The 20,483-nt window shown below is 52.2% G+C and carries 23 protein-coding genes and 2 tRNA genes; 15 read left to right on the top strand and 10 right to left on the bottom strand.

From position 1 onward, the window contains the following. Positions 1 to 135: 135 nt before the first annotated feature. On the top strand, positions 136 to 2,190 hold the full coding sequence (helD, locus tag ACZRKO_RS03680; protein ID WP_463737459.1) for a DNA helicase IV: 2,055 nt from the start codon (positions 136 to 138) through the stop codon (positions 2,188 to 2,190). A 58-nt stretch (positions 2,191 to 2,248) separates the two neighbouring features. Here helD and ACZRKO_RS03685 read toward each other — a convergent pair whose 3' ends face one another. After that, positions 2,249 to 2,710, bottom strand: a complete 462-nt coding sequence (locus ACZRKO_RS03685) for a methylglyoxal synthase (RefSeq protein WP_463735895.1) — start codon at positions 2,708 to 2,710, stop codon at positions 2,249 to 2,251. A gap of 145 nt (positions 2,711 to 2,855) precedes the next feature. Further along, positions 2,856 to 3,521 (bottom strand): DUF2057 family protein, encoded by a 666-nt coding sequence (locus tag ACZRKO_RS03690; RefSeq protein ID WP_463735896.1) that lies wholly within the window; start codon positions 3,519 to 3,521, stop codon positions 2,856 to 2,858. Positions 3,522 to 3,720: 199 nt separating this feature from the next. Here ACZRKO_RS03690 and ACZRKO_RS03695 point away from each other — a divergent pair, with 199 nt between their 5' ends. Continuing rightward, entirely contained in the window at positions 3,721 to 4,134 is a 414-nt protein-coding gene (locus tag ACZRKO_RS03695) for a CoA-binding protein (RefSeq protein WP_463735897.1), read from the top strand. A gap of 81 nt (positions 4,135 to 4,215) precedes the next feature. Here ACZRKO_RS03695 and hspQ read toward each other — a convergent pair whose 3' ends face one another. Next, a complete protein-coding gene (gene hspQ / locus ACZRKO_RS03700) occupies positions 4,216 to 4,533 on the bottom strand; it encodes a heat shock protein HspQ (RefSeq protein ID WP_463735898.1) in 318 nt (105 codons plus the stop codon). Positions 4,534 to 4,657: 124 nt separating this feature from the next. Then, a complete protein-coding gene (rlmI, locus tag ACZRKO_RS03705; RefSeq protein WP_463735899.1) occupies positions 4,658 to 5,851 on the bottom strand; it encodes a 23S rRNA (cytosine(1962)-C(5))-methyltransferase RlmI in 1,194 nt (397 codons plus the stop codon). Positions 5,852 to 5,950: 99 nt separating this feature from the next. Between rlmI and yccX the strand changes: the two genes are divergently transcribed. Further along, positions 5,951 to 6,229, top strand: a complete 279-nt coding sequence (gene yccX / locus ACZRKO_RS03710; RefSeq protein WP_463735900.1) for an acylphosphatase — start codon at positions 5,951 to 5,953, stop codon at positions 6,227 to 6,229. Between the two features lie 21 nt (positions 6,230 to 6,250). On the opposite strand, the gene tusE is transcribed toward yccX, so the two are convergent. Together tusE and yccA are read right to left on the bottom strand one after the other, a co-directional pair. Next, positions 6,251 to 6,580, bottom strand: a complete 330-nt coding sequence (gene tusE, locus ACZRKO_RS03715; protein WP_463735901.1) for a sulfurtransferase TusE — start codon at positions 6,578 to 6,580, stop codon at positions 6,251 to 6,253. A 105-nt stretch (positions 6,581 to 6,685) separates the two neighbouring features. After that, a complete protein-coding gene (gene yccA, locus ACZRKO_RS03720) occupies positions 6,686 to 7,348 on the bottom strand; it encodes an FtsH protease modulator YccA (protein WP_463735902.1) in 663 nt (220 codons plus the stop codon). Between the two features lie 262 nt (positions 7,349 to 7,610). On the opposite strand from yccA, the gene ACZRKO_RS03725 reads away from it, so the two are divergent. From ACZRKO_RS03725 to ACZRKO_RS03755, 7 genes are all read left to right on the top strand, one after another. Next, a tRNA-Ser gene (locus tag ACZRKO_RS03725) sits at positions 7,611 to 7,698 on the top strand. A gap of 182 nt (positions 7,699 to 7,880) precedes the next feature. Then, positions 7,881 to 7,968 (top strand) — tRNA-Ser (locus ACZRKO_RS03730). Positions 7,969 to 8,192: 224 nt separating this feature from the next. Further along, a complete protein-coding gene (locus ACZRKO_RS03735) occupies positions 8,193 to 9,281 on the top strand; it encodes an ABC transporter substrate-binding protein (protein ID WP_463735903.1) in 1,089 nt (362 codons plus the stop codon). A 130-nt stretch (positions 9,282 to 9,411) separates the two neighbouring features. Further along, complete coding sequence (locus ACZRKO_RS03740) at positions 9,412 to 11,181, top strand: ABC transporter permease (RefSeq protein WP_463735904.1); 1,770 nt, start codon at positions 9,412 to 9,414, stop codon at positions 11,179 to 11,181. Beyond that, entirely contained in the window at positions 11,174 to 12,244 is a 1,071-nt protein-coding gene (locus tag ACZRKO_RS03745) for an ABC transporter ATP-binding protein (RefSeq protein WP_463735905.1), read from the top strand. Before ACZRKO_RS03740 ends, ACZRKO_RS03745 begins: the two co-directional genes overlap by 8 nt. A 160-nt stretch (positions 12,245 to 12,404) precedes the next feature. Next, positions 12,405 to 12,677 (top strand): hypothetical protein, encoded by a 273-nt coding sequence (locus ACZRKO_RS03750; RefSeq protein WP_463735906.1) that lies wholly within the window; start codon positions 12,405 to 12,407, stop codon positions 12,675 to 12,677. A gap of 91 nt (positions 12,678 to 12,768) precedes the next feature. Continuing rightward, positions 12,769 to 13,269 (top strand): GNAT family N-acetyltransferase, encoded by a 501-nt coding sequence (locus ACZRKO_RS03755; RefSeq protein WP_463735907.1) that lies wholly within the window; start codon positions 12,769 to 12,771, stop codon positions 13,267 to 13,269. Positions 13,270 to 13,272: 3 nt separating this feature from the next. Here the strand turns inward: ACZRKO_RS03755 and ACZRKO_RS03760 are convergent, their stop codons facing one another. Continuing rightward, positions 13,273 to 13,875 (bottom strand): cupin, encoded by a 603-nt coding sequence (locus tag ACZRKO_RS03760; RefSeq protein ID WP_463735908.1) that lies wholly within the window; start codon positions 13,873 to 13,875, stop codon positions 13,273 to 13,275. A gap of 260 nt (positions 13,876 to 14,135) precedes the next feature. Between ACZRKO_RS03760 and osmE the strand changes: the two genes are divergently transcribed. After that, positions 14,136 to 14,471 carry an osmotically-inducible lipoprotein OsmE gene (gene osmE, locus ACZRKO_RS03765; protein WP_463735909.1) on the top strand — a complete coding sequence of 112 codons (336 nt, stop codon included), beginning with the start codon at positions 14,136 to 14,138 and terminating at the stop codon, positions 14,469 to 14,471. A gap of 106 nt (positions 14,472 to 14,577) precedes the next feature. On the opposite strand, the gene ACZRKO_RS03770 is transcribed toward osmE, so the two are convergent. Beyond that, positions 14,578 to 16,305, bottom strand: coding sequence for a potassium/proton antiporter (locus ACZRKO_RS03770; RefSeq protein ID WP_463735910.1), 1,728 nt, complete (start codon positions 16,303 to 16,305; stop codon positions 14,578 to 14,580). Between the two features lie 215 nt (positions 16,306 to 16,520). On the opposite strand from ACZRKO_RS03770, the gene ACZRKO_RS03775 reads away from it, so the two are divergent. After that, entirely contained in the window at positions 16,521 to 16,721 is a 201-nt protein-coding gene (locus ACZRKO_RS03775) for a hypothetical protein (protein ID WP_463735911.1), read from the top strand. 35 nt (positions 16,722 to 16,756) lie between these two features. Here ACZRKO_RS03775 and ACZRKO_RS03780 read toward each other — a convergent pair whose 3' ends face one another. Beyond that, the gene (locus ACZRKO_RS03780; RefSeq protein ID WP_463735912.1) at positions 16,757 to 17,338 is read right to left on the bottom strand and encodes a nuclear transport factor 2 family protein; all 582 of its coding nucleotides are present in this window, start codon (positions 17,336 to 17,338) and stop codon (positions 16,757 to 16,759) included. Between the two features lie 119 nt (positions 17,339 to 17,457). Between ACZRKO_RS03780 and ACZRKO_RS03785 the strand changes: the two genes are divergently transcribed. Further along, a complete protein-coding gene (locus ACZRKO_RS03785) occupies positions 17,458 to 18,342 on the top strand; it encodes a LysR substrate-binding domain-containing protein (RefSeq protein ID WP_463735913.1) in 885 nt (294 codons plus the stop codon). A 227-nt stretch (positions 18,343 to 18,569) separates the two neighbouring features. Further along, entirely contained in the window at positions 18,570 to 19,136 is a 567-nt protein-coding gene (locus tag ACZRKO_RS03790) for an RBBP9/YdeN family alpha/beta hydrolase (RefSeq protein WP_463735914.1), read from the top strand. A 72-nt stretch (positions 19,137 to 19,208) separates the two neighbouring features. Here the strand turns inward: ACZRKO_RS03790 and ACZRKO_RS03795 are convergent, their stop codons facing one another. Continuing rightward, entirely contained in the window at positions 19,209 to 19,352 is a 144-nt protein-coding gene (locus tag ACZRKO_RS03795; RefSeq protein ID WP_463735915.1) for a hypothetical protein, read from the bottom strand. Positions 19,353 to 19,857: 505 nt separating this feature from the next. Here ACZRKO_RS03795 and ACZRKO_RS03800 point away from each other — a divergent pair. Next, a complete protein-coding gene (locus tag ACZRKO_RS03800; protein WP_463735916.1) occupies positions 19,858 to 20,454 on the top strand; it encodes a GNAT family N-acetyltransferase in 597 nt (198 codons plus the stop codon). Positions 20,455 to 20,483: the final 29 nt, after the last annotated feature.

A 20,483-nucleotide genomic window follows, 5' to 3' on the forward strand; every position in this document is an offset into this window, starting at 1 on the left:
TTCTACTCTTTTTATTCTACCCTGACTTTGGGGGTAGAGCGCCAGCGCTTGTTGCAGGTAAACTGCCTGCAAATCCTTAATTAATAATTAGCTATCAATTAATGGCTCTTAAAATGAGAAATCATGGCTGATGATATGGAACTGAGATCGACTTCGTTCGGGAAACATCTGGCACAGCATCCTTATAACCGGGTGCGGTTGCTCAATGCAGGCGTTGAAGTCAGTGGCGATAAACATCATTACCTGATCCCTTTCAATCAGCTCATTCATATCCGCTGCAAGCGCGGCATTGTCTGGGGTGAGCTGGAGTTTGAGCTGCCGGAAGAAAAAGTCGTCAGGCTGCACGGTACCGAATGGCAGGAAACGCAGCAGTTTTATCACCATCTTCTGAAAGTGTGGCAACGCTGGAGTGAGGAGATGAGTGACGTCAGTGCCGGCGTTCTGCATCAGCAGGCGGAAAGCATCGCGGGCATTGAGCAGCAGGACAAATGGTTCAAAAAAAGCGAACTGGCGGCGGTTCAGCAAAACATCGCGGAGGCCTTTACTGCTGTTCCGGTTCCCGTTGAGCGCTTGGGTGAATTCGATAACTGTCGTGATGATTACGAACTTTGTCTGAAGTGGCTGCGGCAGGGCGCGCAAAGCGTCGATAAACGCAATATTGCCTGGACCAGCCGGGTTATCGAACAAAACCGCGCATTTTTTGACAGCGTGGAAACCTCGCCGCTAAACGACAGCCAGTGCCGTGCCGTCGTTAACGGCGAAGACTCCGTGCTGGTCTTAGCTGGCGCGGGGAGCGGTAAAACGTCTGTGCTGGTGGCGCGCGCCGGTTGGTTGCTGCACCGGCAGGAGGCCCATCCTGAACAGGTCTTGCTACTGGCCTTTGGCCGGCAGGCGGCAGATGAGATGAACGCCCGCATCAAAGAGCGGCTGAACACCAGTGACATTAAGGCCAAAACTTTTCACGCGCTGGCACTGCATATCATTCAGGAAGGCAGTAAGAAAGCGCCAAAAATCAGCAAACTGGAAACGGACAGCAAAGCCCGCCGTAGTTTGTTAATCAAAACCTGGCAGCAGCAGTGCGCTGAGAAAAAAGTACAGGCCAGCGGCTGGCGGCAGTGGATGACGGACGAACTTGAGTGGGATATTCCCGAAGGTGATTACTGGAAAAATAAAGCGCTGGCCGAACGTCTGGGGAGCCGTCTTGAGCGCTGGCTTGGCCTGATGCGCATGCACGGCGGCAGCCAGGCGGAAATGGTCGAACAGGCATCCGAAGAGGTGCGGGATCTTTTCCAGAAACGTATTCGCCTGATGGCCCCGTTGCTGAAAGCCTGGAAGTCAGCCCTGAAGGATGAAGACGCAGTCGACTTTTCCGGTCTGATTCATCAGGCAGTGAATATTCTGGAGAAGGGCCGCTTTGTCAGTCCCTGGAAACATATTCTGGTGGATGAATTTCAGGATATCTCGCCTCAGCGGGCGCGCCTTTTAGCCGCCCTGCGCGAGCAAAATAGTCACACCAGTCTGTTTGCCGTGGGAGATGACTGGCAGGCCATCTACCATTTCAGCGGGGCAGAACTGTCGCTGACCACGGCTTTTGCCGCAAACTTTGGCGACGGTGCGCAGTGCGCCCTCGATACGACTTACCGCTTTAATGATCGCATTGGTGAAATTGCTAACACATTCGTTCAGCAAAACCCCTACCAGTTGAAGAAACCGCTGAATAGCCTGACAAAGGGAAATAAGAAAAACGTGGTTATCCTGCCGCAGGATCAGCTGGATGCGCTGCTGGACAAGCTTAGCGGCTTTGCCAAATCTGAAGAACGCATCCTGGTGCTCGCCCGTTATCATCACCGGCGCCCAGAAGTCCTGCAGAAAGCTGCGACCCGCTGGCCGAAGCTGAATATTGACTTTATGACCATTCATGCCAGCAAAGGTCAGCAGGCCGAATATGTGATTATTGTTGGTCTGGACGAAGGGAATGATGGTTTTCCGGCGGCAGTGCGCGAGTCGTTATTGGAAGAGGTGTTATTGCCCGAGCCGGAGAACTTCGCAGATGCCGAAGAGCGGCGTCTGCTCTATGTCGCTATGACAAGAGCGAAGCACAATGTCTGGTTGTTGCAGAACAAATCTCAGCCGTCGGTGTTTGTTGAGCAACTGGAAGATTTAGGCGTGCCGGCCCAGCGGAAACCCTGATTTGTAGTGAGGATGCCCGTTAATGCAGCAAAAGGTGCATTGACGGGCAAAAAACGGATTAATCTTTCAGGCGGGCCCACAGATAGCGCTGGTAGTCAGGAATTGAAATTTCCACTTCTGATTTAAATAATGGCGATGCAATCAGAAAATCTGCCGTCGACAGATTAGTGGCAACCGGAATGTTCCACACGGTGGCCAGACGCAGTAGAGCTTTCACATCCGGGTCATGGGGCACCGCGTTCAGCGGATCCCATAAAAAAATCAACATGTCGATTTTCCCTTCCGCAATCATCGCGCCCACTTGCTGATCGCCGCCCATCGGGCCGCTTAACATACTTTTCACCTCAATGCCGGTATTACGCTGCACCAGATTACCCGTAGTGCCGGTGGCATAAAGCGTATGCTGCGCCAGCTCGGCCATATTCTTATCGACCCATTTCATCAAAATATTTTTACAGTGGTCGTGTGCGACCAGCGCGATATGTTTTTTCTTGGCAATGGTGCGGGTGGTAAATTCCATCGATTATCCCTTAAACGCAGAGTCAGAAACGCAGAGTATAGCTGCGTTCAGAGTACTGAAACTGCGTTTTACTGCATAGCGCTGGTGCAACTATTCAGGGAATGAACATGTAATTCGTGATGCAGGCTGGAAAATCTGTTTGATATCAGGCGTGGGGCAGCGTGAACCAAGACAAAAAACGACCAAAATGCGCAGATGAAGTGAGCTGCGCCCAGAACGGCGGTAATGACTGCATTGCCGAAGGGCTGGCCGGGATCAGTGCGGAGAGCGAAGTAGGATTTACTACAGAATCACTCTTTTGTGCCAGTGTGGCAAAATCCGGCACTGAGGCTTTCAGACCTGACTGGTTATAGCGGATCATCATCTTCACCAGATCGACGGAATTGCTGTAGGTGGCTGATCTGAGAACATCGCGGCGGGTCGCAATATCCCGGCCGTTTTCATCCACCACGCGGTAGTTAAGTTTCCGGCTGAAGAAGGCAGCGTCCACTTCATTATTGAGCGGAGGCAAAACGAAAGAAACTGAACGTAAGTCTTTCGCGCTGAACGTCACGATCATCGCAGGGGAGTGGTAAGTCATCGGGGCCATCATGGCGGGGTGCAGTGTTTTGCTCACCTGAAACAAAATCTGGTGCTGTCCGGCATCGACCTCCAGACTGTCTGCTCCTTTAAGAATGGCGCCTGACATCTTTTTGCCATCAATAACCAGCAAATCCAGCTCAGGTGAAAGCTTCAGGCTGGTGGCATATGCGGGTGCCAGCAGGCAAACCGATAATAAAGCGGCCATCATGGCCTTTGTTTTGACGTTCATAGTTCCTCCTTTAACCGCGACTGACACCCTCTATTATCGAACAACGCACATAATGTGTCAAAATTTTGCAGAATGTATTCATGTTTACTTTTTGAAACACTATTCCTGCAGTCGATGTCCCGCATTTGCTGTGAGGAAACGCTGTTGAAGCCGCCGGGTGAGTTACACTTTCCAGACGTCATTCAATGAGGTTTACGCCATGCAAGACAAAGATATCAGTACGATCCTTAACGACGTCAAAACCATCGCCCTGGTCGGTGCCAGTGATAATTTTTCACGTCCCAGCTATGGTGTGATGGCGTATCTGCTTGCGCAAGGGTATGAGGTGACGCCGGTGAGCCCAAAACTGGCAGGTAAAACCTTGCTTGGACAAACAGCCTACGCGACGCTGGCGGAGATCCCTCATCCGATAGATATGGTCGATGTTTTTCGTAATGCAGAGGCCGCTTATGGCGTCGCGCAGGAAGCCATCGATATTGGCGCAAAAGTCTTGTGGCTGCAGCTGGGCGTGATCAATGAACAGGCGGCGGTACTGGCGAAACAGGCAGGGTTGGAGGTGGTCATGGATCGCTGTCCTAAAATTGAGATCCCACGCCTGGGGATGGAAAAATAGGTCCGGCAGTTAACGCAGTCATAAAAAAACCGGTCTCAAGAAGACCGGTTTTTGTGGCAGATGCTTCTATTTTGCAGAGGCCTAATTTCGCAGGCGTGGTGCCAGTAACTGATTGCGGACCGACTCCGCCAAATCATCCAGCGAAGTTTGCTCGGGGTGCGAGCGCGCGGCTTCGTGATCAATTTGGATCTCAGCCAGATAAGTATGTACCGGCTTGCCCTTATCGTCTTCCATCACTACGTGGTACCAGGGCGCAGTGCGCATTGCTTCGTCGGCATCCACTTCTGTGGCATCGGGTTTATCCAGTGAATATTCCGCATCCACGTCAATCACCACACCTAAATACCCTAACAGTCTGTGGCGGACCTGCTGGCCTATACCGAATTTGCTGGCAATCATAGTTACCTCCTGAAAAATACGTTCTACCTTCTATATGGAGGCAGGACGCGCTATTTCAAGTTTTGACCACTTTCAGCACTGATGATTCGCGATTTGTGCCCGTTAAAGGCACAGATCGATAAAATCAGGACATCACCACGCAGGCGAAGCCTTTCAGGTAGAGACCTTCCGGATAAGAACCAATCACCGGATGGTCAGCCGCCTGACGGAACTGCTCCACAAACTGAATCTCACGGTGAGCATCCAGTGCCGCATCCGCGAGGATCTTCTGGAACAGATCGGTTGGCAGCAGGCCAGAACAGGAGAAACTCAACAAAATGCCGCCCGGACGCAACAACTGTAATGCCAGCATGTTGATATCTTTATAGCCGCGACAGGCGCTGGCCAGTTGATTTTTATTTTCGACGAATTTCGGTGGATCCATCACGATCATATCGAACTGTTCGCCTTCTGCACGGTATTTACGTAGCAGCTGGAAGACGTCTTCACGCACAAACTCGGCTTTGGAGAGATCCAGATTATTCAGCTCGACGTTCTGCCGGGCGATATCCAGTGCACCTTGCGAGGTATCGACGTTAATCACTTTCTCGCAGCCGCCCATCAATGCAGAGACTGCAAAAGCGCCGGTGTATGAGAAGCAGTTCAGGACTTTACGTCCTTTCGCATATTTACGTGCTGCCAGGCGGCTGTCACGCTGATCAAGATAGAAGCCGGTTTTATGGCCGGCTTTAATATCGACCAGCAAACTCATGCCGTGTTCCTGAATCGGCAGCAGGGCAGGCGGTTCATCGCCCAGAACGTGGCCTTGAGTCAGTTCAAGACCCTCTTTCTTACGCACAGCGACGTCAGAACGGTCCCAGATGGCACAATTCGGGTAACATTTTTGCAGCGCCGCCAGCAGCGGAGCACGCTGATATTCTGCACCGGCGGACAGCAGCTGTATGACCAGGAAATTCTGGAAACGGTCGATGGTAATGCCCGGCAGGCCGTCGGACTCACCGGCAATCAGACGGTAGCCATCAAGGCCATCACGTTTGGCAATCCAGTCACGCCAGCTTTGTGCCTGCTGTAAACGACGGACGAAAAATTCGATATCAATGTCTTCGTCCTGGCGGAAAGTCCAGACGCGGGCACGGATTTGCGAAGAGGGAGAATAGGCACCGCGGGCCAGCCATTTACCCTGACTGTCTACAATATCAATAGTGTCGCCGGAATTCGCTTTGCCTTCAACACGGGTAACAGCGCCGGAAAACACCCAAGGATGGCGGCGCAGGAGGGATTTTTCGCGGCCTTTGGCCAGAAATAAACGAGCAGTCATAGAATTAGGTTCTGTCAGTTCGGAGACAAAAAAAGAGCGTCATTGTCCGGGCAAGCAGTCTAAATTGCAACGAACCATACCGCTAACGGAGAGAATATTATGGCAAAAATCAGTATAGCCGCCTATGTCTACGGCCGGGTACAAGGTGTCGGCTTTCGCTTTGCAACACAGCATCAGGCTACGGCACTCGGTCTGACCGGTTATGCCAGAAATCTGGATGACGGCAGCGTTGAAGTAGTGGCCTGCGGCGAGCAGGATAAAGTCGACCAGTTACTGGCGTGGCTCAAACAGGGTGGGCCGAAACATGCCACCGTGGATCGTGTATTAAGCGAACCGGCGGCGTCTGGTGACTTCAGCGACTTTAAAATCCGCCATTGACGGAGAATTTGCCGGTATTTCTTACAGGCATTTCACCGGCTTCGGCAGCCCGGCAATTTTAGTGGCCTGCTTCGCCGGGCCTTCAGGAAATAGCCGAAACAGATAGCGGCTGTTGCCTTTTTCTTCGCCATATTTTTGGCCCATGGCTTTGACCAGCATGCGGATGGCAGGCGACGTATTGAATTCCAGATAGAATTCGCGCACAAAGCGGATCACTTCCCAGTGGGCGTCAGTCAGGGTAATGGCTTCCTGTTCGGCCAGCCGCGGGGCCAAGGCTTCGTCCCAGTCCGCGCTATTTTTCAGATAACCCTGCGCATCGGTCTCAATTTCACGACCTGCAAACTCCAGCATATAACCTCAAAGCGATAAAAATTCAGCACACAGTCTAGCAAAAAGGTCATCGGCACAAAATAAAAAGCCCCGCACTTGCGGGGCTCTGGTCGTCATTCGTGAGAATCAGTTGCTGCGTGACAGCCCCAGAATACTCAACAGGCTGACGAACACGTTATACAGCGAGACATACAGGCTGACCGTCGCGCGGATATAGTTGGTTTCGCCACCATGAATGATGTTGCTGGTCTCCCACAAAATCGCACCGGCGGAGAACAGAATAAACAGGCAGCTTATCGCCAGCGACAGCGCAGGGATCTGCAGGAACAGGTTAGCGACCACCGCCACCAGTAACACCACAAAACCCGCCATCATCATCCCTGACAGGAATGACATATCTTTACGGGTAGTCAGCACATAGGCTGAGCAGCAGAAGAACACCAGTGCCGTACCGCCGAGGGCCAGCATAATAATGTCACCCGCACCGGCTGCCAGCAGTGAGCTGAGCATCGGACCAAGGGTGTAACCCATAAAACCAGTCAGGGCAAACGCCGCCAGTATTCCGGCCGGACGATCGGCAGTGCGGTAAGTCAGGAACATCAGCCCGTAAAAACCGACCAGAGTGATCAGCATGCCTGGTGAAGGCAGACGCAGTATCGTGCTGGCCGTCGCGGTAATAGCAGAAAAGCCCAGCGTCAGCGCAAGCATAAAATAAGTATTACGCAGCACACGGTGTGTGCTTAACAGCGAACCCGCGCGTGATGAGGAAGAAGCAACGATACGATCCATAGTAAAAATCTCACTTATCGACAAAAGTTGGAGTCGGTGAAAATACAATCAGGAGAGGATCATAGATAGTTACGGCAGGTGATTAAAGGCGTTTTACCCTTCTTTACCCATCAGAACGCCGGTAAACCGCGGCGCAGTGACGTAAAAATGGCCGCAATGATGATTTAATCATCATTTGATCATCGAATGCCGATTTTTCAGGCAAATGAACGTGATCAGGCTTTACAAGGAGAAAGGCTATGTTTATAGTTCGCTTCGTTGCGGAGGGGTGGCCGAGCGGCTGAAGGCACCGGTCTTGAAAACCGGCGATGGGAAACCATTCGAGAGTTCGAATCTCTCCTCCTCCGCCATAAACAACACAAGAAAGCTGCTAAGCAATTAGCGGCTTTTTTTGTGCCTGTCTTTTGGGGATATTGTGTAAATGCTCATAAAATCAACAAGCTGGAATGAAAATAATGTTTGCATCTTTTATCCTGTCTTGTATACTACGCCCCGTCTGAACAACTGAACGTTCAGGCAAGTTGTTGTTTGCGGAGGGGTGGCCGAGCGGCTGAAGGCACCGGTCTTGAAAACCGGCGATGGGAAACCATTCGAGAGTTCGAATCTCTCCTCCTCCGCCACAAACAACAAAAGAAAGCTGCTAAGTGATTAGCGGCTTTTTTTGTGCCTGTCGTTAAGCCCAGCCCCGCCAAATTCCTTTTCTCCGTGGTTTTAATGGAGTTAATTGCCTAAAAAACGCCCCGAATCACAAATTGCGAAGATAAAAAATTTACCCCATTGCCTGTCAGATGTTATGCGTTATGTTGATTTTTAGTTTCTCAAATGTAACTAGAGGTTAACAATAATGTCGAAAAAATTACGTATCTCTCTGATTGCTTCTGCTGTACTTATCTCTACCTCTGCGCTTTCTGCACTGCCTCAAGGGTATCCTGCTGACTATCAAAAAATCGTCGATGCGGCGACAAAAGAGGGCAAGGTGGTTATCTATTCGACCACCGACACCAAAGCGGCAGGCCCGCTGATTCAGGGCTTTGAGGCCGCGTATCTGGGTATAAAAGTCGAATATAACGACATGAACAGCACCGAACTCTACAACCGCTATATCAGCGAACAGGCGGCGGGTGGCACCAGTGGTGATGTCGTGTGGAGTTCATCGATGGACACCGCGCTGAAACTGGCGACGAACTACGCCGCTGAATACTCGTCACCTGAATTGTCAAAATTACCGAAGTGGGCCGTGTGGAAAGACAAGGCGTATGGCACGACGTATGAGCCGGTGGTCTTTATTTATAACAAACGCCTGATCCCGCAGGCCGACGTTCCTGACTCCCACACGGCGCTGGCCAAGCTTATTGCCAGTCAGCCAGACAAATTTAAGAAAAAAGTCACGACCTATGACATTGAAAAATCAGGTCTCGGCTTCATGCTCTCCGTACAGGATTTCAAAGCTGACCCGAATTACTTCAAGACGCTGAGTGAAGTGGCGAAAGGTGGGCTGGCGGTACAATCCTCGACCGGTACCATGATGGAAAGGGTCTCTTCAGGGGAAAACCTGATTGGCTTTAACATTCTTGGCTCTTACGCTGAAGCCCGCGCCAAAACCGACCCGTCTCTCGGTATCTCCTATCCAAAGGATTACACCCTGGTGTTGTCGCGCGTCTCCTTTATCAGCCAGGAGTCTAAAAACAGCAACGCGGCAAAACTGTGGCTTGATTACGTGCTGTCAGAAGCGGGGCAGAGCATTCTTGCTAACAAAGCCGACATTCCTTCAATTCGTAATGATATCGAAGGCACCAACGATATCGATGGCATGACCAAAATGCTCGGTAACGCGCTCAAACCGATCCCGGTTGATGAAACCCTGCTGGAATATCTGCAGCAGAAAAAACGTCTGGATTACATCAAAGAGTGGCGCGCCGCAGCCGCAAAATAAATTACCCGACATCCTTCAACCTGTAGCTGCGTTAGCTGCAGCCCGAATGATTTTGGGTAAATAAGGAGGTGAAAGCCTCCTTATTTTTGCCTGATCACGTCGTGCAGGTTTACCATCCAAGGGATCACTCATGAATACATTACGCCGAAAGTGGCAGGGGTTGCCGCGCAGTATGGTGGTATTGATAACAGCCCTTGTTATTTACATCCCGCTGTCGTTTATCGTTATACAAAGTTTTCTTTCAGCACCGTTCTTTTCGCCGTCAAAAGTCTTCAGTCTTGAAGCCTTTGAATTTATCTTTACCGATCCCGACTTTTATAAAGCGCTGAAGAGTGGCTTTATTCTGGCATTCGGACTGGTGGTTATCTCTATTCCGCTTGGCGGGATACTGGCCTTTTTGATGGTGCGAACCGATTTACCCGGCCGCCGTCTGATTGAGCCGCTGATTCTGGTGCCGATCTTTGTGTCGCCGATGGTACTGGGCTTCGGCTATGTGGTTGCCGCCGGGCCGGTAGGGTTTTTCTCGTTGTGGGCGGAATCGCTGTTCGGCTTTGTTCCGTGGAACATTTATGACATGTCGAGCATCGTGGTGATCGCCGGTCTTACCCACGTTCCTCACGCCTATCTCTATATCTCTTCTGCGTTGCGCAGCGTGGGCTCTGACGTGGAAGAGGCCGCCCGTACCGCCGGGGCTTCGCCGCTGCAAGTCATGACGGCGGTCAGTCTGCCGATGGTTCGCCCGGCGATTTTATACGCCACCGTATTGCTGTTCTTCCTCGGGCTGGAAGTCTTCGGCCTGATGTTGGTGCTCGGCGACCCGGAAGGCAACATGGTGCTGGCGACTTACCTCTACCAACTGACCAACAAACTGGGGACGCCGTCCTATCACTTGATGGCCGCCGTCGCCGTGGTGCTTATCTGTATCACCATTCCGCTGGTAATGTTACAGCGTCGCCTGATGCGCACCGCCAACCGCTTTGTGACGGTTAAGGGCAAAGCGTCACAGGCCCGTGCCTTACCGCTTGGCAAATGGCGCTGGGTGGCCGGTGCGGTGGTGGCCTTCTGGCTGACAGTGACGATTGGTGTGCCGCTGGTGGGCGTGATCTTACGTGCCTTTATCTCCAACTGGGGCGTGGGCGTATCTATCTGGGATGAGCTTTCGCTGAATACCTTCCGCACTATCTGGGAGCAGCCAAACCTGCTACGGGCGATCGTCAATTCGATGAGCATTGGCGTTATCGGTGGCGCATTGGCCGTGGTCTGTTACCTGTTTATCGGCATTGCTATGCACCGTAAACCGGACGGCGTGACGCGTTTTCTCGATTACAGCGTGTTAGTACCGCGTGCGGTGCCGGGCCTGCTGGCCGGTCTGGCGTTCCTGTGGGTCTTCCTGTTCCTGCCGATGTGGCTCGATAACTCGCTCAAATCAGGCTGGCTGTCGGACATGTGGTGGTCGCAGTGGCTGCGTGACAATCTGGTGGTGTGGTTGCGTTCACTGCGCAGCACCATTTTCAGCGTCTGGCTGGCTTACACCGTGGTGTGGATGGCGTATGGCCTGCGGCTCATCTCCTCAACGTTATTGCAGGTTGGTCCTGAACTGGAAGAGGCGGCGCGCAGCACCGGTGCTACCCGCGGGCAAATTACCCGTCACGTCACCATCCCGTTGTCGCGTTACGGGCTGATTGGCTCCTGGCTGCTGATGTTCCTGATTTTCGAGCGCGAATACTCCACCGGGGTCTACCTGCTCTCGCCGGGGACAGAAACCATTGGCTCGATGCTGGTTTCCCTCTGGGCTGCGGGTGCGATTGATATCGTCGCCGCGCTCTCCTTTATTAACATCCTTCTGGTGGTGTTAGGTCTGGGTATTGCCTTACGTTTCGGAGTCAAATTACATGATTGAGCTATCAGTAGATAACCTGCATTTAACCTACGGCGACAATCCGGTGCTGAAAGGCGTCTCTATGGATCTCAAGCGCGGGGAAGTGGTGTCGCTGCTGGGGCCGTCGGGCAGCGGAAAAACCACGCTGCTGCGCGCCGTCGCCGGGCTGGAAAAACCGACGCAGGGCCGCATTGTGATTGGCAAAAACACCGTTTATGACGGTACTTCGCGCAGCGAGATCCCGGCAGAGGAGCGCAACCTCGGGCTGGTTTTCCAGTCCTACGCACTCTGGCCGCATAAAACCGTGTTTGAGAACGTGGCGTATCCGCTGAAACTGCGCAAAGTCGCTTCGTCGGAACTTAACCAGCGGGTGCAGGCCGTGCTGGAGCAGCTCGGTTTAGGCCATCTGGGCAAGCGCCATCCACACCAGTTATCGGGAGGGCAGCAGCAGCGCGTGGCGATAGGCCGTGCTCTGGTATATAACCCGCCGGTGATTTTGCTCGACGAACCGCTGTCGAACCTTGACGCCAAACTGCGCGAAGAAGCGCGTGTCTTCCTGCGTGAGCTGATCATCAAACTGGGGCTGTCGGCCCTGATGGTCACGCATGATCAGAACGAAGCGATGGCTATTTCCGATCGCATTCTGCTGCTCAATAACGGCAAAATAGAGCAGCAGGGCACGCCGCAGGAGATGTATGGCTCTCCCAAAACACTGTTCACCGCCGAGTTCATGGGCAGTAATAATCGTCTGCACGGAAAAGTGACTGAAGTGACCGACGGCAAAGCCAGAATTCAAGGCAAAGACTGGGAGCTGTGGGGACAGGCAGGCGAAGGGGTGAAAGCCGGTGAGGAGGGCACCGCGGTTATCCGCGTGGAACGTGTGCGGATGGGGGACAACCCGGACGGCAACCAGATAGAGCTGCCGCTGCTGACCAGCATGTATCTCGGTGACCGCTGGGAATATCTCTTCCGTACCGTGGCAGAAGATTTCGTGGTCCGCGCCTACGGAACTGACGTGCGCAGTCAGGAGATGTGCCGCCTTTCTTTGCCGGTTGAACATCTGTGGATTTTCCCTAAAAGCTAAATCATCCAGGGGTTGCGTCAAAGCAGCTCCTGATGAGTCTTTTCACCTATTCATATAATCAGAGAGTGCTTATTTTTAAACCTCCCATTTCTGCTAATTTACCCATGCTGTGCATTAAGACGACGGACACGAAATTTAATGAAAATGAGAGGATAAGGATATGCGATTTATATCTCTGTGGTTATTTTCCGCATTGCTTGCAGGGGCTGCCCATGCAGCTTCTTTCAACAAAGTTGATCTTTCTGATCCGAATATCTGGCAAGAGAAAATGGCTCCTGTGCGTATCCTTACTGAACCGACGTGCACGACTCTTTCCACCGTTGAACACTGCTATTCACAGGACCCTGCTTCTATGACTGATATTCAGCATGAAAGCCTGCGCCGGTTGGATAAGCGTGAAGCGAATGGATGGGAAAAGACCATTAAGAAATAGGCAGAAAAAGTGAGTCTGCGTGTTCGCGGCTTGACACTCGCGGGATGAATCATCAAATTAGTTCCCCTTGATTGCTTAAAACGGTTTTCCCATGACTCAGATTTCATCTCCATCCAACGCCTGTGCTGTGAAAATCGCCAACCTTGTGGATGTTCCCCAGTATCTGGACGTGATCACGGAATATCTGCATGGCGAATGGTCTGCTTTTCCACACTGGGCGCAGAAAGAGTATATCCGTCAGCGGCTTGAGCAGCGCCTGAGCAGTAAAGGTCGCCAGTTTGTGCTGGTGGCATTTGATGAAAATGACGACGTCGTCGGCACCGCTGGCGTCATGCGCTATGAACTTGATGACGTCGCAGAGAGAAAATACTGGCTGGGCGAAGTGTTTACCCGTCACCATTTACGCGGCAGAGGTATTGGTTCAGCCCTGATCAAAGCCAGTATCGAACGGGCCCGCGCTGCGGGTGTGGATACCTTATGGCTCTATACGCCCGATCAGCAAGGGCTGTATAAAAGTCACGGCTGGTTGGAAGTCGAAAAACGCGAAGTCGATAACGAGCAGGTTACGGTTATGCAGCGCCCGCTGCGTTAACGCTTAATTCTTACCGTGCCAGTAAAGCATGCTGCCTTCCGAGTGACCGGTCACCGGATCGGTCTCGGGCAGCGGTACCTGGCTGATGGACTTCACCCTTCCGGCCATTTTCTTTGGCTCATCGTGGCAAAGATCGGCGGTGACATCCGGTGGATAAGCCCCAACCAGCATAAAATCATCGTCGGCTGAAATCTGTTTATGCCCGACACCGGCCGGGATCAGCAACACGTCTCCCACCTTGATCTCTATGATTTTCCCATGCTCTCCCCCCAGCTGCAGCTGCGCCGAACCCGAAAACACCCCCACGACCTCATGTGTATTGGAGTGAAAATGCGTGTAGGGATATACCGGATAACGCCACTGCGGCGGCCAGCCATTAGAGCGGAACAGATGCTCCAGATAATCTGCGTTATCAACGGCCTGCGGGGGGATGACATGATGGTAAATCAGCAGCGGCAGATGATTGTTCGGCACGCCGCCGTCGGGTTTATCGAGATGCAGAATCTCCACGGGAACCTCTCGGGGTTGAGCGTGCAACGACAAGGAGAGCGGCAGCAGGGCGGCCACGCTGAGCAGCGTACAAAACTGGCGTCGATCCAAAGGCATGAATACGGCTCCTTGTCCCAAAAAGTAAAATGAAGCGCTGCAAGCTCAATGGCTTACAACCTTCAGGTATAGAACAAAAACGGCGGGTTAACATTAAATCAGCAGGAAATCATTGCCGCGGCGGAGAAGTGCGGCCAAAGGCCGTTATCAGAAAAAACCTAATTTACAGCGAAATTGATAAATAAAAGTCATATCGGTTGGAAAAAAACCTTATCTCTTCTACTCTTAATAGGACATAAGCACTTCAGGAGAAAGAAGTCATGAATAAGAAAATGTTGATTATTGTTGCTACCGCCGTTTCAGTCCTTGCTGGGTGTCAGACTTACGATCGTGCGGCAAGCTACGTTAAAGAGCCTGTGGTCAGCGACGTTAAAGTCGGGATGACCAAAGCTCAGGTACGTGCCCTTGCCGGACCACCGTCTACCGAAGCGACGCTGGTCCATGCTAAAGGGACTTGCCAGACTTATGCCGTTGCTCCACGTGATGGTAAAGCGCAAACTTACTTCGTCAGTTTCAACGACACCGGTCATGTCATGAACAAAGGCTACCAGTCTTGTTCTGACTACGACAAAGATCCACAGGCTGCCGCGCAGTAACCGCTGGGTTTAGGATCTAAGAAGTCTGTAAACGTGAAGTTCAAAAAAAATGCCTGCAAGGTTTAACCTGACAGGCGTTTTTTTATTGGAGTGCTTTTTAAATCACTCAGGCTTTCTGCGTTACGATCCGCACGCCGACCTTGCTCACATCTTTGCCTTCCATTTCCGCGATAGTCCAGGTCAGGCCGTCCCATTCGATGTGGTCACCGATAACCGGTTCACCGCCGAGCAGCTTAATCACGAAGTTGCCGAGTGACTGCGACTTATCAACTGACTCTTCCAGATTAAGACCATAAAGCTGTGAAATGGCTTCGAGCGGTGCATTTGCCTGCAAAATAAAGTCACCGAAGAAGCGATCGTCGAGCACCACGGCATTACTGTCGCTGAACAGCTTGCCGAGTTCCGGCAAATCCTTTTCCTGACCAATAACACACAGAATATCACCTTCTTTCAGGCGCGTGCTGCCGCTCGGGTGGAGCATTTCCGTACCCCGAAACAGGGCTGCAATCCGGGTTTCCTGCGGCATTTTCAAATCCCGCAGCGCGGCGCCCACGCACCATTTCTCTGAGCCCAGCTGATAAATAAACTGCTCCCAGTTATTATAAACATCGATATCCAGCCCCACGCGGGACACCGGCGTCGGCATTGGCGGCACGATCACTTTGGCTTTCTTCGCGGCATAGCCGAGCGAGGTGCCCTGTAGCAGTAATGACACCAGCACCACAAAGAACGCAACGTTGAAATAGAGATTGGCCTGAGGAATGCCTGCCATCATCGGAAACACCGCCAGAATGACGGGTACCGCGCCGCGCAGACCCACCCACGAAATAAAGAAGCGTTCGCGCAGGGTAAAATTCTTAAACGGAAACAGGCCGACAAACACCGACAGCGGGCGCGCGAAGAATATCATCCAGATGGAGAGGGCCAGCGCACCGGCGGCAATCGGTAGCAGATCGCTTGGCGTCAGCAACAACCCGAGCACCAGGAACATCCCAATCTGGCTGAGCCACGCCAGCCCGTCGAATGTCTGCATAATCCCGTGACGGTTGCGGATGGGCATATTGCCCAGCACCAGACCGCACAGGTAAACCGCCAGAATGCCGCTGCCGTCCATCGCCACAGTCAGCGCGTACACCATCAGCCCGCCGCTGAAGGCCAGTAACGGGTATAAACCGGTTGCCAGCGAAATCTTGTTAATTAACTTTTGCAGCAGCCAGCCGCCGCCCAGACCAAAGAAAATCCCCAGCCCGAATTGTTGAATCACATCCAGCACGAACATCCAGCTCAGGCCGTGCTGGCCTTTGGCAATCATGTCGATAAGCGTAATGGTCAGAAATACCGCCATCGGGTCATTGCTGCCGGACTCAATCTCCAGCGTCGCGCTGACGCGTTCGTTCAGCCCTTTGCCGCCAATCAGCGAGAACACTGCCGCGGCATCCGTCGAGCCGATAATGGCACCAATCAGCAGGCCCTGAATCAAATCCACGTTAAACAGCCAAGCGGCTGCGAGACCGGTCAGCCCGGCGGTGATGAGTACGCCAACGGTTGCCAGCGAAAGGGCGGGCCAGAGGGCCACGCGAAATGAGGAGGCGCGGGTGCGCATACCGCCATCGAGTAAAATGACCGCCAGCGCGAGGTTACTGACCAGATACGCGGCCGGGTAATTGTCAAAAGCGATGCCGCCAATGCCATCAACGCCTGCCAGCATACCGATAGCGAGGAAAATGACTAAAATAGGGATCCCGAGGCGGGAAGAGAGCGAACTGAGCAGAATGCTTGCTGCTACCAACAGGGCGCCAATAAAAAAAAGTGTGTTGATAGTACTCGCGTCCAAAATGCCTTCTCCTGTCGGTGCGCCGATGAATCTTGAGGAAGTCAGTGTGACCCTGACTAGTCCGTTAATTTATCAGGAAAAGGTTATCGCCGCTGAAGGAATATTCAGATATTTATTATTCGTGAACCTCAGGAAAGCCACTACGCTTAAACATGAGCAGCTCACTGTCGGCATGACGCATCCGGCTTCAGTTTGATAATAAGAAAGAGGAACTTATGAGCGAATTTAAGGGTATTCACCGCGAAGTACTGGAAGACGGCACAATTAAACATGTGCTGGTGCGGGATGAATCGGGCCATGAACAGGCCATGGCCGCGAAAGATTATATCTCAGAAGGGATTCAGCCCGATCTTAACGACCTGCCTGAAGTCCCGACTGACCGTGAATTTCCCAAGAGCGGGAAGGATAACGGGTGATTCGCTGAGCGGAGGGCGGAAAGCGTGGCCCGGTATTATTTCGCTTCAGCCAGCCACTGGTTACCGGCAGCCTTCATCTCTTTTTCCAGCCTGCTGAATTTAGTGGCAAAAACACGTTTGACCGGGAAGCCGCTTTTCTCCAGCAGGTAGGCCAGTGCCGCATACTCACGCGGGTATTTGGCGACCACGTCTTTATCAATTTCCACCACGCCTGTCGGGAAGGTGAAATTGCCCATGTCATAAATTGACTGGCGTTTCACAATCCGCCAAACGCCGTCACGTTTTTCCATCAGATCGTAGAAGCGGTTATGGCCATTACATCCCAGGCCCAATTTCGTGTTTTCACCAATAATAATGGCATTGGTTTCAACAATGGCGCGATTGCCGTTAAAGGTGATCACCGGTGAGGTAATCAAATGTTTAGTGGCAAGATCAGAGCCGCCCATCTTTTTCGACCCCTCGACAAACTGGCTGAACAAACCTTCAAACCAGGTCACCTCAATCACGCCGTCATCGTGGAAAAGTTCCAGCAGTTGATCCCATTCGGCCAAATCACGGTGGATCCAGCCGGTCATTAAGTCGGCGATGTCCTGACGGTCTTGTAATGTTGCGCTCATAGTGGTTCTCCTGAAGGATGGTGAGGAATTTCTCTGCGCACAGCATCGGCGCTTGTAGTTATCAAAACAAATAGTTTAAATTGAGTTATCAATCATTTTAATTGATGGAATCGACAAAAATGGATCTGCGTCAAATGCGTTACTTTCTGACTGTAGCCGAAGAGGGCCACTTTGGTCGCGCGGCACAACGGTTAAATATTGTACAACCCGCGTTGAGTATGCAGATTAAGTCGCTGGAAGAAGAGATTGGCGGCGCGTTGTTTCTGCGTACCAGCCGTAAAGTGGAACTGACTGAAGCCGGCCGGCTTTTCCGGGCGGAGGCCGAACTGGCCGTAGCGCAGGCTGAAAGAGCCAAAACCGTGGTGCAGCGTTCACTGCGTGGCGAAACCGGCAGGGTGCGTGTTGGCTTTGCCGGTAACGCTGTCTTCACCGGCAAATTACTGGCCGACATGCGGGCCTTCAGAGCCGCCTATCCGCATGTCGAATTGGAACTGCGCGAAATGGCACCGCAGTTGCAGGGTGAAGCGATCATGGCCGGTAAAATCGACGTCGGTTACTGTCCTGAAATGGGGTTTGATGTCGACGATCAGCTCAGTGCCGAACGGGTCGGCGACTGGCCGATGATTATCGCGATGGCCTCCGATCACCCGCTGGCCTCGCAGCTGTTCCTGACTCCTGACATGATCGCCTCAGAACCGCTGGTGGTTTACGCCACCGAAGGGGCTGCCGACGTCGGTCAACTGGCACAACTGCGCCAGGCGCTGGGGGCTGAACCCAATATCTCCCACCGCGTTTCCAGCACGCTCAGCGTATTGATCCTCGCCGCCGCCGGTCAGGGGCTCGCGATGGTTCCGGCTACGTTCGAACAAGTTCCGCTGCCCGGCCTGCTGTATAAACCGCTGCGGGATTTCAACCTGCGCGCCAATATGACTATCCTGCAGCGCAAACAGGAAAATACCGGGGCGGTATTAGCATGGTTGGCGTTAAGTCGGCCAGCACGGTGAATCTTGGGCTGCCGCCCAAACCTGCTTTTCTGCGGGTTCGAGCCATAGGTTTCGAACCTCTTGTTCAGCGCCATTTTTGAATGCGGCCCGAGTTTTAAAGCTAAGATTCTGTGTCATTTCTGAATGTAGTTTTGAGCTTTTAAATAATTACGTCTTGAGTATATTGTCTGGAACCTCGGGGGGCCGAATCACAAGTAATGTATTCGGCTATTAAAAAAGGGAATGGTATGAGTGCAATAAGCAAAATTTTCATTATCCACGGTTATACTGCGGGGCCCGACTCCAACTGGTTCACCTGGTTGAAGCTGCAGGCAGAAAGCCATGGTGCACAGGCCCATGTGTTACAGATGCCCGATTCGTCTTCGCCTGATGACGAGGCATGGCAATTAACATTGCAAAACGTGGTCAGCGATACAGACGAAAACACTTTCTTTGTCGGTCACAGTTTAGGGTGCGTAACAGCATTGCGCTTTATTCAGTTGCTCAAAAATCCCGTTACCGTTGGTGGCGTCGTGATGGTTTCTGGTTTCGGCCAAACGGTAGAGACATTACCTCAGCTAGAGGGTTTTACCCGTACCCCATTGGATTTTGATTTACTTAAAAAGCGTATTCGCAGACGTGCCGTTTTACTGTCACTGGACGATAGTATCGTTGCCCCAATACATTCGCTTCGCCTGAGTCAGGATCTCAATGCTGCCCTTTTCGGGATCCCGCAGGGCGGACATTTTCTTGATCGTGATGGTTTTACGCGACTGGATAAAGCGTGGGAAATCTTACGTTCGATGTTGAACTAAGAGAGCAATTTTTCTAAAACGGGCGCATTGCAGTGTGCCCGTTCACATTCGCGGGTAGGATCACTCAACGTATTAAACCGCAACCGCCAAAACAGTCTCATCATCATTTACTGGCGCATCGAGCGTCTGATACAACTGGTCGAGGCGTTCCCACAGAACGACGTTCAGCAACTTTTTGGCTACGGGATTACTCAGTTCAGTGATCGTAAAAACCATCGACGGAGTTGATTGGGTGCGTAATGTTGTTCATTGAATTACGTCCTGTCTTAAATAGTGGTTATTTCTGTCTCCTGAAATCCTACATTCTTGGAGACACCTCAGGCGGAGGTAGGAACCGGTATCCACTTCCGGTCAGTCCGAAGCCTGCCCCGCCTGAGCCACCATTGTCACGTTACAACAACTAACGTAATAGGTAAGACGGTAATACATTATCTGAACTGTATTAGTTTGTGTATGTCCGGGTTCCTACACCCGGCTGCGGATTTTTGCCACAGCAACGACACACTATTCCTTTTTTATTCAACGATCACAGGCACATTTCCCCTATGCGAGATGTTTCGAAATAAGATTTTCGATTTGCGTAACGATGATTTATAAATGCGATAAGGATTCCACATTTAAGGGTTTCACCCTGTGGCGTTATTCGTGAACTGTCGTCTTGTTCTGTTATTTTGACATCCTGTTAGGTTGTAAAAACCCCGCCCATCAGCAAGGAGAAAACATGGAAGAGTTTACCGTTCCCGTTGTCACCCCAATCATTGAAATCACGACGCCGCGTCTGCTAATGCGCCAGTGGCGTGAAGAGGATCGGGTCCCTTTTGCGGCCATGAACGCTGACCCAAAAGTGATGGAGTTTTTTCCAGCAACGCTGACCGGCGAGCAGAGCGATGGCATGGCGCAGCGCTGTAGTGCGTTGATCGCCGAGCGCGGCTGGGGGATCTGGGCGTTGGAAACCCGTGATGACGGCAAATTTATCGGTTTTCTTGGCCTGCACACGCCGGGTTATAACCTGCCTTTTACCCCCTGTGTGGAAATGGGCTGGCGTCTTTGCACTGCTGCGTGGGGAAAAGGGCTGGCGAGTGAAGCCGCCCGCGCCGCGTTTGATGTTGGTTTTAACCAGCTCAATCTCAACGAGATCGTAGCGTTCACCGCATTGCCGAATCTCCGTTCACAAGCGCTGATGCAGAGAATGGGCATGACCCTCAGCCCGGATGAAAATTTTGACCATCCGGCAGTGGAGGCGGGAAGCTGGTTGCAGGAACATTGCCTGTATCGGCTGCGGAAAAGGGATTGGATAGCGGACCCATCTTGTCCTTAACCTAAAGATCCTGGGCTGCTGCCCAAACC

Source organism: Ewingella sp. C233 (assembly GCF_055407225.1).